The following is an 11,483-nucleotide window of genomic DNA, read 5'->3' as shown; positions in this document are numbered from 1 at the left end:
CCGTGGAGCAGATCGCCGGTGCCCTGCGGTGTCAGGTCAACTCAGGTCGTACTCGTCGACGTTCGACGCCACGTGGTACCACGGCCCGTAGAGCCCGTCGTTCAGGTACAACTCGTGGCTGCCGTTGCGGTGGCCGATGCGCGTCCCCGCCACCTGGACATCGATCGCGTCGTTGGCGATCTGCACCCAGGCCGACGTCGGAGTCGACTTCCCGAAGAGGGCCGCACCCCGGCGCTGGACGATGAGGTCGGGGGTGAGCCCGAACTCGTCGACGTTGTCGGCGACCGCGTACCACGTGCCACCGATCCCGTCCTTGACGTACAGGCGGTGCGCGGCATCGCGGTTGCCGATGCGGTTGCCCGCGACCTGGAGGTCGATCGCGTTGTCGGCGAGGTGGCTCCACGCGTCGGCGAACCCGGCCTTGGCATAGACGTTCGCACCTTGGCGCTGGACGACCAGGCCCGGCGCGAGCCTGAACTCGTCAACGTTCGACGCCACGTGGTACCACGACCCGTAGAGCCCGTCGTTCAGGTAGAGCTCGTGCGCCGTGTCGCGGTGCCCGATGCGGGTCCCCGCGACCTGGACGTCGATCGCGTCATTGGCGATCTGCACCCAGGGGCCCCAGAGGTCCGCCTTGGCGGACACCTTCGTCCCCTGGCGGATGACCACCAGGTTCGCGGAGACCGCGTACTCGTCGACGTTGTCGGCCAGGGTGAACCAGCTTCCGCCGATCCCCTCCTTGGCGTAGATCGTGTGCGCCGGGTCGCGGGTGACGATCCTCGTCTCCGCGACCTGGACGTCGACGGTGTTCCCGGCGAGGTGGCTCCACGCCTCGGCGAACCCGGCCTTGGCATAGACGTTCGCACCTTGGCGCTGAACGATGAACTGGGGTGGCTGCCCCGGGTTCTGCGGTGGTGTCGAATCACAGGCCGCGCCCGTGATCGGCGTCCCGCTCCACGTTCCATTGCTGGCGCTCGGCCCGCCGGCCGTCAGATCGGGTGCACCGCAGATGCGGGCGTTGTGAGCGGCGTCGAACGGGATGCCCGAACCGTTGTAGCAGTTGGGAGCTCCCCACAGCTGAAAGTGGATGTGCGCGACGCCCCCGTTGTCGGGCGGGACGCCGGGGGGCGCGGCCGCGGACACGCTGCCGACGGACTGGCCCGCGCTCACCGTGGTGCCCGGAGTGAGCGAACTGTTGATGTGGGTCAGGGTGAAGCTACGCCCACCCGCCGCGTTGACGCACAGGTTGCCGTAGGCGGCCTGGAAATAGGAGACCGTGCCGTCCATCGGCGCCCGGACGGTGCGGCCGGTCGCCGAGTTGTCGCACCCGGCGCCCGTGAGGTCGAGCCCGAAAGTCGAGGTCCCCGTATGGGAGGCGTAGCCGTAGCCACGGCAGATGTTCCAGGTCTCCCCGACGTCGAAGGGCGGCAGGATGTTGCCGGCCGCCGCCCGGGCCGGATGCACCCCGACTCCCAGGACGCCACCGAGCACGAGGCTCAGCGCCACGAGGAAGGATCGCAGGTTGGTCAGTGCTCTTCGCCTGTGGTGCAAAGAACCCACCTTCTCCGAAGTGTTGACGCGTCGACCTACGGATTCCCACCGGCGCAGTGGCCGGGGTGCAAGGTGTCGGTCGCCGGTCGTCTCCTCCCCAGGAACCGGGAGGAAGCAACCAGGACGGCGGCACCGCGCGCCGATCAGGCGGACACCGGACCGCTGATCCGGAGCGCGCGGGCCGCCGTGTGCGGGACTCGGGGCACCCGGCCACCACAACGACAAGCCGCACATACCGGGGGAAAGGAGTCGGAAGGCCGTGAGGGCCGGCCACGGCGACGTGAGACAACTGGCGCCCACGTCACCCGGGGCCGGCCACCCCGGCTTCGATCCGGCTCCGGCTCCGCGAGTAGATCAAGTATCCCGATACCCGGACGTGCTTGTCACCCTGCGCCAGAACGATCTTTTGTGGTGATTTGCGCGCTTAGGGTTGCCGACGACGGGCATGACTCACCCCCTCGGGATTCTTGGAGCAGGAATGACACCCGAAGTCGCCGCGGTCGCGGCGGAGCTCGCGGACATGGCTGCGGCGGACCACCGGGCCACCGTCCAGGCGAACAGCGACGACTACGCGGAACAACTGGCGTGGCGTCGCCTGACCGCCCGGCACGCAGACCGTCTCCACGAGCTCATGGACGCGTACGGCTGGCCCACCGCGGACCTGGTCGGCGAGGATGCGGCGCGGGCAGCGTGGCTGATCGCCCAGCACGCCGACCGGCAGCTCGACGTACAGCGCCAGGCGCTCCGGCTGATGGAACAGGCGGTGGCAGCGGGCTCGGCAAGCCCACGGGACCTGGCCTTCCTGCGCGATCGCACCCTCGTGAACGAAGGACGCAAGCAGATCTACGGCACGCAGATCGCCGGGATCCAGGACGGCTCGCCGATCCCGTGGCCCTGCGAGGACCCCGAGCGCATGGACGACAGGCGGGCCGAGGCAGGCATCCCACCGTTCGGCGAGTACGTCGCCCAGTTCTCGGTGTCCTGACTCGCCCCGGCCCCGCCCGGCGGATCACGCCTCGGCCCGATCCGCCGGACAGGTCCCCGGCGGCGAACGACCGGATGGGCCCCCGTTCCCCGCCCGCGGGCCGCGACCTCTCCCACCGCTCCGACGCGGCCCCCGCCGCCACCCCACCGGCGAGCGGCCGGCACCGGGGCCGCGAGGCCACTCCGCGTCGGTCCGAACCGGTCCGAGTCAGGAGGACAGCGTCCTGCTCGCCAGTACCCTCCCCTGGGCGTCGTAGGCGGCGAGTCGGATGCCGTCGAGCGGGTGCGTCGTCTTCGGGGCGTCGGGGCTCTTGCTACTGGGGCCCCAGACATAGCCGGTGGCGTAGCCCGGGTCGCCGGGGAGGGACGCGACGGTGGCCCAGTACGCCCGGCCCTCCACCTCCATGGTCATCCGGGCCACCTGCCCGGGCCCGTGGTAGACGAGGTTGTACAGGCCCTCGCGGTACTGCGGCGGGTTCCCGTAGTACTGCATGGTGATCTCGGTGGCGCCCGCCGCCCAGGAGTACCCGCTGCAGCCCGGACCGCTGCCGTAGGCGGGAGCGTCGTGGACGCAGATCTCCTGGTCCTTCAGCTGCATCCACCAGTCCTGGCGGCCCAGCGGCAGCTGCGTGCCGGGCTCCACCACCACGGCCTCGGGAGCCGGCCCCTCCGGCACCTGCGGAGCCTGCGAGGCCGGCGCGACGGCCCGGGAGTCGTGCCGCTCGGACAGTACCGCCCCCGTGCCGGCCACCACCGCGAGCGCGGCCACCGCCGCCGACGCGCCCATCGCCACCCGGCGCCCGCGCCGCTGTCGGCGCACGTGAGCCCGCACGGGCCCGGCCGACCAGTCCGCCACCGCGACGCGGGCCGCCTCGTCCCGCAGAGCGCCGCGCACCATGTCCTCGGTGTCCCTCACTTGTTGCCCCCGTCCGTGCCGTCGATCGTTGAACCGGTACCCACCGCGTACGAGACCAGCGCCGGGTGGCCGCGCAGTTTCGCCAGGCCCCGACTGGCCTGGCTCTTCACGTTGCCCGGCGAGCAGTCGAGCACCTCGGCGACCTGGCCCTCGCTCATGTCCTCCCAGTAGCGCAGGACGACCACGGCCCGCTGGCGCGGCGGCAGCTCCGCCAGCGCCTGGAGCAGCACCGAGCGCTCCTCGACGCCGCCGTGCCCACCGCCCGCGGTGGACGCCCGGTCGGGAAGGACGGGCACGAGCAGCTGCCTGACGCGACGCCGCCGGTGGCGGCTCAGGTTGTTGTTCACCAGCGCCCGGTGGATGTAGGCGTCCGGCTCCTCCAGACGGCTGATCCGGGACCAGTTCCTGAAGACCTTCGCGAAGGTCGCCTGCACCACGTCCTCGGCCTCGTGGTAGTCGCCCGTGAGCAGGTAGGCCGTGCGCACCAGCCGTCGCCAGCGCGTGGCGGCGAACCCCTCGAAGTCGAGCTCACGCGGGCCGGGGCCGCCCGCAGTAGCCGGTGCCGTCACGGGCCTCGGCCCGTCCTCCACCGGGATGTGCAATACGCTCGCGGTCATCCAAATCCTCTTCGCCTCCGCGCGACGACCCGATCGGACCGTCGCTCTGCCCTATTCACCGCCGCGCCGCCGCAAGGGTTGCACGGCACTGTCCGCGACTACGGGCTGCGGCTCACCTTCCGGGCGAACAGGCGCACGGGGGGCCCTCAGCTGCGGACGGGGACACGGCCGAGGGTGCGGATCGGGCGGGTGAGCAGGAGGGCGACGGCGGTGAGGAAGGCGACGACGACGCCCACCAGGAGGACCCGGTCGGTACCGAAGGCGTCCACGGCCGGGCCCGCCAGGGCGCTGCCGATCGGGTACATGCCGACGGATCCGGCGACCTCGTACGCGTGGACGCGGTTGAGGACCTCCCCCGGGACCTGGGTCTGCACGCTCGTGGCCCACATGACGCCCCAGACGCCGATGCCGACACCGACCGCGACCTGGGCGGCGGCTAGCGCCCAGACCGGCCAGCCGAGCACGATGCCGAGCGGATAGAGCGGGTAGGTCGTGATCGCCACGGCTCCGGCGGCGAGTGGGCGTCGCGGCTTGTAACGGATCGCCAGCAGGCCGCCCGCCACGGTGCCCGCACCGAGGGCGGCGTTGAGCAGGCCGAAGGCGGACGCGCCGTACTCGGGCACGACGACACCGGCGGCCACCGTCAGTTGCGGCCCCCAGGAGAGCACCGCGAAGACCATCCAGACCAGGATCACGCCCCAGAGCCAGGTACGGGCGCGGAACTCCCGCCAGCCGACCGCCAGGTTGTGCCACAGACCACCGCCGGACGGCGGGGCGGGCACCGCGCCGAGCCGCAGGGCCGCCAGGCACACCGCGCTCGTGCCGTAGGCGACGGCGGAGAGCGCCATCACCCAGCCGGTGGCCCCGAAACCCACCAGGACACCGGCCAGCGCCGGGCCGCCGAGCCCGGTGAGCGCCTCGGAGGTGCGCAGAATCCCGTTCGCGCCCTGCACGTCACGGGCCACCAGGGGGACGGTCGAGGCGGAACCCGGCTGGAACATCGCGTTGGCGGTGCCGGCCGCCACCAGGAGGGTGTACAGCTGCCAGAGGTGGTCGATGCCGTGGAGGAACAGCAGGGCGAGCAGCACGTGGGCGACGAGGTTGGCCAGGTCGGCGGCGATCATCAGCCGGCGGGCGGTGAACCGGTCGGCGAGCACCCCGCCGAACAGCACCAGGCCGGCGAAGGGGCCCACCAGGAAGGCCATCGCGTACCCCGCGGTGTCCAGGCCGTACCCTCCGCTGAGCAGACCGGCCGAGATCGCGACCGGCAGCATGGCCCAGCTGAGCAGACCGGCGCTGCGGGCGGTGAAGTAGTAGCGGAAGTTGCGGGACCAGATCGCCGGTTCCCCGGACGGCCGGGCCACGGACCCGGGCCTTCCGTCCTCCGGTGCGCCGGCGGACGGTGCGCCGGAGAGGTGGTCCTGGATCTGTACGGATGTCGCCGCCGCTGGGTAATCGGTGGTGCGGTCTGCCATGGCTGTTCAACCTCAGGTCGTGGGTCGGGCGGTGTGGGTCGGGCGGTGTGGGGCCGCGGGTCCGCGCCGGGCGGGACGGGTCTGTGCGGTCAGGCGCGGGCGGCGAGCTCCGCACGCAGGGCGGCGTTCTCCTGCTCCAGCCGCGCCAGGCGGTCGCGGACCGGGGCCAGGGCACCGGCGAGCTCGCGATCGCTGAAGCGGGGGGTGATGTGGTTGGGGCAGTTCCAGGCGGTGGCCTCGACCCGGATGGTGACCAGCTGCTCGACCGTGCCCTCGGTGCGCGGCGAGTCCAGGCGCTCGGCGAGCACGGGGTCCTCACCGGGCAGGACGGCACTCGCACGGCCGAACAGCTTGAGGCGGGTCTGCCGGGCGTGGTCGATGAAGAAGAGCGCCACCCGGTCGTCGCCGCGCAGGTTGCCGGTGGTGATGTACTGCCGGTTGCCCCGGACGTCCAGGTAACCGAGCGTGAACGCGTCCAGGACGTGGACGAATCCGGGCGGGCCGCCCCGGAACTGGATGTACGGCCAGCCGGTCTCGCCCACGCTGGCGAACAGGAAGCCGTCGAGGCCACGGATGAAGTCGGCCTCGGACCCGGTGAGCGGCTCCGGCTGCTCGGCCGGGTCCCGCAGCCGGCGGTCGGCCGCCGTGGCGCTGCCCATCTGCTGCTGTACCCGGCGCACCGGGGCGGTGTACGCGAGGCGGTCGAAGCGGCTCATCCGACGCTCCCCGCGCGGGATTCGGTCCGCGGGCCGGTCGAGGTACCGGTCGGGGCGGCGGTCCGGGAGCCGCGCCGGGCTGCGGGGCGGGGTGCTGGGGGCTGCGGCAAGGTGTCACCTCGTGGGTCGGCGGTCGGGGCAGGTCGGCCGGGCGATCGGGGGCGGAAATCGTCCGACGGCGCGGGAACGGCCCTGCGGTGCGACCACCGTATGGAGCCCGCCTGGTCAGGCACCTGCATCCCGGCCAGAGGACCGCGGGCTCTGCGGACCGCCCGGAACAGAACGGCCGCACCCTCGCCGACCTGCGGTTCTGCCGGACGGCAGCGGTCAGGACCGGCCCCACCGGCAGAACTACGGGAACTGCCGCAACCGGTCCTCCTGCCGCCGGGCCACCGACAACAGCCGCCCCACGCCCGGCGGATCCGTCCTCCCTGTACTCAGCGGATCCGGGCCGCGCCCATCGCCCGGGAGAGCCTCAGCGCCTCGCGCCAGTGCCCGACCGCGCCGCCCGGCTCGCCGAGCGCCGACCGCGCCCGGCCGAGCACCAGCCGGGCACGCGCCTCGCCCGGGCGGTGCCCGGTCGCACGGTGCAGGGCGAGCGCCTCGTGGCCGTGTTCCAGGGCGGTCCGCGGCTCTCCGAGCCGCACCCGTAAGCACGCCAGGACGGTGAGCGCGCTGCCCTGGAGCACCCGGAACCCGCAGGCACGGCCGAGCGCGACGGCGCGTTCCGCAGTCTCCAGGGCGGCCTCCGGTTCCAGGTACGCCTGGGCCGTGGCGAGCCCGACGAGGGCGGCGGTCTGCCGGAAGCCGTCGTCCGCGGCCCGGGCGAGGCGGAGCGACTCCCGGTAGCTGCCGACCGCGTCGGCGAAGTCGCGGGCGCGCTCCTGCACGCAGGCCAGTGCGAGGAGGGCGTCGGCCTCCGGCCCCCGGTCAGCCAGGGCCTGGGCGGCGGCGAGCGCGGTGTGGGCCAGCAGCCGTCCGGTGGAGTGGTCGCCCAGATCGGTGTAGGCGCCCGCGAGGCAGCTCAGCGCCGCGCTCTCACCGTGCCTGTGACCGTGCTTCAGGTGGACCGGAAGGGTCTCGCCGAGCACCCGGACCGCCTCGCCCGGACGCCCCAGTGCGCGGTGGACGACGGCCAGGGCCGTCCGGGCGACCGCCTCCTCGCCGACCGATCCGGACGCCCGGAGCAGCCGGGCGGCGTGCGCGAAGTGCCCGGCGGCCTCGTCGAGCCGGCCGAGCTTCCAGCAGACCTGCCCGAGATCGGCGAGCTCTTCGGCGACCCCGGGTCCGCTGTCGCGCCCGCCGAGCGCACGGGCCTGCACGAGGTGCTCGTACGCCGCCAGGACGGCGCCGTTGTCGTGGTGGGCGGCTCCGATGCGGCGCAGGGCGAGCGCCTCGCCGTCGAGCCAACCGGACTGCCGGGCGAGTTCCAGTGCCCGGCCGACCAGTTCCATCGCCCGCTCGTTGTCGGCGAGCACCCCGTGGCACTCGGCGCGCCGCAGCTGGGCGGCGGCCTGGGCCCGGACCTCACCGTCGGCGACGGCGGCGAACAGGCTGGCGGTGGCGACCTTGAGGCAGTCGCCCGTGTACATCCCCGCCGAGAGGTAGCCGTGGAGGCTCTCGGCCAACCGCCAGGCGACGGCGGTGAATCCCGCGCCGGACGCCTCCAGGACGGCGCCGGCCAGGTTCTCCCGCTCGCTGTCCAGCCAGTGCGCGGCCTGACCGTGGTCCGAGATGGCCGGGGCGGCGACGGGTCCGGACCCGGGGACCGGGGCGAGGGCGGGCACGGACGGGGTGACCGGGGTCGGCGGCGCCGCCGGGAAGGCCGTGGGGGCGGACGGGCCCTCGGCCGGCTCGGCGGGGTAGAGCAGCCGGGCCGCGGCGTCGGTGTGGTCGAGGTACCAGTCGAACAGCCGCTGGCGGGCGGTGTGTGCCTCCTCCTTGCCGACCAGCTCGCGGGCGTAGGAGCGCAGCAGGTCGTGCAGCCCGAAACGGCCGGCCGCCCGTTCCTGCACCAGGTGGGCGTCGGCCAGGGCGACCAGCAGTCCGGCCGATTCGGCCGGGGCGGCGTCCGCCAGCGCGGCGGCGCCGTCCACGGTGAGGTCCGGTCCCGGCATCAGGCTGAGCAGCCGGAACATCCGCCGGACCGGCGCCGGGAGGGCGCTGTAGGAGAGGTCGAAGGCGGCTCGTACGGCCGAGCTCCGGTCGCCTTCGACGTGGAGCCGGCTGAGCATGTCGTCGCCCGCCAACTCGGCGTACTGGTCGGCGATCGTGGCGTTGCGGGCCACCAGGTTGGCGCCCGCGATCCGGATGGCCAGCGGCAGGCCGCCGCAGACCCGCACCAGCTCGCGGGCGGCCTCCTCCTCGGCCGCGACGTTGCAGTCGCCGATGGTGCCGCCGAGCAGCCGACGGCCCTCCTCGGGGTCGAGCACGTCCAGGGCGAGCCGGCGGGCACCGTCGCTCGCGACCAGCCCGGCGAGCCGGCTGCGGCTGGTGATCACCACCGCGCTGCCCTGGGCACCCGGGATCAGCGGCCTGACCTGCTCGGCGTCGCGCGCGTCGTCCAGCAGGACCAGCATCCGCCGGTCGGCGAGCAGGGTGCGGTACAGCGCCGCGGCCTCGTCCTCGTCCGGGGGCAGCCGGTGCGGCGGGGTACCGAGGGCCCGGAGGAACTGTGCGAGGACGTCGCCCGGCCGCAGCGTCGGGAGCCGGGAGCGTCCGCGCAGGTCCACGTAGAGCTGGCCGTCCGGGAAGTGCTCGCGCCGGGTGTGCGCCCAGTGGATGGCGAGGGCGGACTTGCCGACGCCGGGCGCGCCGACCACGGCCACCATCTGGGGACGGCGGGCCGGGTCGGGGTCGACGAGGGCGTCCAGGTCCAGGATCTGCCGCTGCCGCCCGATGTGGGGCCCGGTTCTGGCGGGCAGTTGGGCGGGTGCGGGGTGCGGGACCGGCGGTGTCCGGAGGCCGGCCACGACGGCGTCCCCGGGTACCCCGAGCTGCCCGGGGAGCTCGACACCCTCGACACCCTCGGGGCGCTCGGGGCGGGGAGGGGGGCCAGGGAGCCCGGGGTGCCGGTGGTCGGGCGGCAGTTGGCGGCGCAGCACCCGCAGATGGGCGTCACGGACCTCCGCGCCGGGCCCGACCCCCAATTCCTCGTCCAACCGGGCCCGCAGGCGGTCGAACACCCGGAGCGCGGCGGCCTGCTCCCCGCTGCCGGCCAGGGCGAGGATCAGCCGGGCGTGCAGGCCCTCGTGCAACGGCTCGGCGTGCACCAGATCCCCCAGCACCGGGACGGCCTCCCCCGCGCGCCCCAGCAACATCGCGGTGTCCGCGTGCGACAGCGCCGCCGCCACCCGCCGTTCATTGGCCGCGACCGCGGCCGGGTGCTGGCGCAGCACCAGGTCCGCGTCCGCGAGGACCGGGCCGCGCCAGCACCGCAGCGCCTGTGCCAGCAGCTCGTACCCGGCCTCCCGCTCCGGCCCGCGGTGGACGCGCTGCGCCCGGTCGACCAGCTCGTCGAACGCGCCGAGGTCGATCCGGCTCCGGGAGTCCTCCAGCCGGTAGCCGGTCGGCGTGCGGACGACGGCGGGCCGCGGTACGGCGCGGTGGCCGTCCGGTTCCAGGAGGTGGCGCACCTGGCTGACGTAGGTGTGCACCAGGCTCTGCCGGGACCCGGGCGGCCCGGACGGCCAGAGCGTGTCGGTGATCTCCTGCTGGGTGGCCGGCTCGGGGTGTTTGAGGGCGAGCAGTCCGAGCAGCCGGCGCAGCATCGGGCTGGTGACCGGGACGGTGACCCGGCCGCGCCGGAGGTCGAGCGGGCCGAGGATCAGCAGGCGCGGCCGGAGGGCTCCGCGCGGCGCGGCGTCACCGGCGGCGGCAGACAGCCCGTCCAGCTCGCGGTCGGTCAGCCCCAGCACCTCCGCCAACCGCTGGAGGGTACGCGCCTGCGGCCGCTGGACCCGGCCGTGTTCGATGTCACGCAGTGCCCGCGTACTGATCCCGGCCCTCGAAGCGGCGTCCTCCTGGCTGAGCCCGGCGCGTCTGCGGAACGAGCGGAGCCGCGGACCGTACGGACCCGGCCCGCCCGACGGACCGTCCAGGGCCGGCCCGGTGGCCGCCACCCTCTCCGACATGACATCCCCTCACCCGCCGGCCACACACCACCGTCCCCCGGACGGCGGCAGGCGAAGGCCGCGCGCCGCTACCGCGGGAGACCTCGGCCATGATCAGTCTGGACCAGACCATTGCCCCGGACAAGGGACGTCCGCCACGATCCCGCCGGGATCACGGGTTCGGACGGCGCTCGGTGAACACCAACAGGTTCTGGATGCGCCCGTGCTGCCCGCCGCCCGTTCCGGGGGCCTGCGGAATCGCCGGCCAGGCGGCGGGGCGACATCGCGCGTCGCCACCGGCGCAGCGGCCCCGGAACGGGCGGCGGGCCCGGGGCCGTCAACGGGTGAGCAGGGCGCTGACGGTCTTGCCACCGGCGTCCCGGTGGGTGACGGCGGTGGTTCGGGCGAGGCGGTTGACCATGGGCCAGCCGAATCCGCCGGTGCCGTCGTCGAGGTCGGGGGTGCGCATGCGCGGGGCCTGCGGGCTGTGATCGTGCACGGCCACTTCGACGCTGTCCGTGTAGGCGGTCAGTTCCAGGGTGAACGTGCCGCCGCCGTGGCGCAGGGCGTTGGTGACGAGCTCCGAGACGACGAGGACCACGCTCTCCGCAGCCCCGGGAGCGGGCACCGGCACGAGGCTCCCGAGGAATCTGCGCGCGCGCTCGCGCGCACCGGCGACGGACGAGGCGGAGTGGAGGGCTTGGACCTCGACGCACATCAGGTCCATCAGGTCACCTCTTCCTGGGGCGACAGCCCCGCTCCGGCCTACTCGGCCCTTGTTCCCCGGTATCGCAGCACCAACCCCTCCGCGGCGAACCTGCGGACCGAACCCTTCTCTCCCCGGGCTGCGGGCCGCCGAGCGGTGGGGTCGGGCCGGCGGGAAGGGTCGTGGAGGTCGCGCTTCTTCAGGGCGCAGGGAGTGCCCCGCCCCGCCGTCCGGTCGTCCGGCCGGCGACGCACGGGTCACATCCAGGGAGGGGGTGGGACCCGACGCTCGCGCGTCGGGTCCCACCCCCTCCCTGGATGCGGATGTTCCTACCGGTCACCAGCGGTACCAGCGGTGACGGCGGCCGGAGGAGTGCGTGCCACGGGCGACGAACCCGACCAGCCAG

The 11,483-nt window shown here is 74.1% G+C and carries 8 protein-coding genes; 1 reads left to right on the top strand and 7 read right to left on the bottom strand.

Annotation, left to right across the window (positions count from 1 at the left end):
• Window positions 1-36: 36 nt before the first annotated feature.
• Window positions 37-1,551 (bottom strand): peptidoglycan DD-metalloendopeptidase family protein, encoded by a 1,515-nt coding sequence (locus PUR61_RS17320; RefSeq protein ID WP_329879755.1) that lies wholly within the window; start codon window positions 1,549-1,551, stop codon window positions 37-39.
• Between the two features lie 478 nt (window positions 1,552-2,029).
• Here PUR61_RS17320 and PUR61_RS17315 point away from each other — a divergent pair, with 478 nt between their 5' ends.
• Window positions 2,030-2,536: a DUF6624 domain-containing protein gene (locus PUR61_RS17315; RefSeq protein WP_329879754.1), complete on the top strand. Its 507-nt coding sequence runs from the start codon at window positions 2,030-2,032 to the stop codon at window positions 2,534-2,536.
• A gap of 207 nt (window positions 2,537-2,743) precedes the next feature.
• On the opposite strand, the gene PUR61_RS17310 is transcribed toward PUR61_RS17315, so the two are convergent.
• From PUR61_RS17310 to PUR61_RS17285, 6 genes are all read right to left on the bottom strand, one after another.
• Window positions 2,744-3,451, bottom strand: a complete 708-nt coding sequence (locus tag PUR61_RS17310; protein WP_329879753.1) for a hypothetical protein — start codon at window positions 3,449-3,451, stop codon at window positions 2,744-2,746.
• Window positions 3,448-4,068 carry a SigE family RNA polymerase sigma factor gene (locus tag PUR61_RS17305; RefSeq protein WP_329879752.1) on the bottom strand — a complete coding sequence of 207 codons (621 nt, stop codon included), beginning with the start codon at window positions 4,066-4,068 and terminating at the stop codon, window positions 3,448-3,450. Before PUR61_RS17305 ends, PUR61_RS17310 begins: the two co-directional genes overlap by 4 nt.
• Before the next feature lie 146 nt (window positions 4,069-4,214).
• A complete protein-coding gene (locus PUR61_RS17300; RefSeq protein WP_329879751.1) occupies window positions 4,215-5,543 on the bottom strand; it encodes an MFS transporter in 1,329 nt (442 codons plus the stop codon).
• A gap of 89 nt (window positions 5,544-5,632) precedes the next feature.
• Window positions 5,633-6,259: a pyridoxamine 5'-phosphate oxidase family protein gene (locus PUR61_RS17295; protein ID WP_329879750.1), complete on the bottom strand. Its 627-nt coding sequence runs from the start codon at window positions 6,257-6,259 to the stop codon at window positions 5,633-5,635.
• A 437-nt stretch (window positions 6,260-6,696) separates the two neighbouring features.
• Window positions 6,697-10,392 (bottom strand): BTAD domain-containing putative transcriptional regulator, encoded by a 3,696-nt coding sequence (locus PUR61_RS17290; RefSeq protein ID WP_329879749.1) that lies wholly within the window; start codon window positions 10,390-10,392, stop codon window positions 6,697-6,699.
• Between the two features lie 316 nt (window positions 10,393-10,708).
• The gene (locus PUR61_RS17285; protein WP_329879748.1) at window positions 10,709-11,098 is read right to left on the bottom strand and encodes an ATP-binding protein; all 390 of its coding nucleotides are present in this window, start codon (window positions 11,096-11,098) and stop codon (window positions 10,709-10,711) included.
• Window positions 11,099-11,483: the final 385 nt, after the last annotated feature.

The organism is Streptomyces sp. BE20, from assembly GCF_036322525.1.
Taxonomy (GTDB): Bacteria; Actinomycetota; Actinomycetes; order Streptomycetales; family Streptomycetaceae; genus Kitasatospora.
This window is presented reverse-complemented; position numbering and strand designations above follow the sequence as displayed.

Bases quoted from the DNA above. Each gene is read 5' to 3' on its own strand.
- PUR61_RS17315 (WP_329879754.1), top strand. From the start codon at position 2,030: ATGACACCCGAAGTCGCCGCGGTCGCGGCGGAGCTCGCGGACATGGCT.
- PUR61_RS17305 (WP_329879752.1), bottom strand. From the start codon at position 4,068: ATGACCGCGAGCGTATTGCACATCCCGGTGGAGGACGGGCCGAGGCCC.
- PUR61_RS17300 (WP_329879751.1), bottom strand. From the start codon at position 5,543: ATGGCAGACCGCACCACCGATTACCCAGCGGCGGCGACATCCGTACAG.
- PUR61_RS17295 (WP_329879750.1), bottom strand. From the start codon at position 6,259: ATGAGCCGCTTCGACCGCCTCGCGTACACCGCCCCGGTGCGCCGGGTA.
- PUR61_RS17290 (WP_329879749.1), bottom strand. From the start codon at position 10,392: ATGTCGGAGAGGGTGGCGGCCACCGGGCCGGCCCTGGACGGTCCGTCG.
- PUR61_RS17285 (WP_329879748.1), bottom strand. From the start codon at position 11,098: ATGGACCTGATGTGCGTCGAGGTCCAAGCCCTCCACTCCGCCTCGTCC.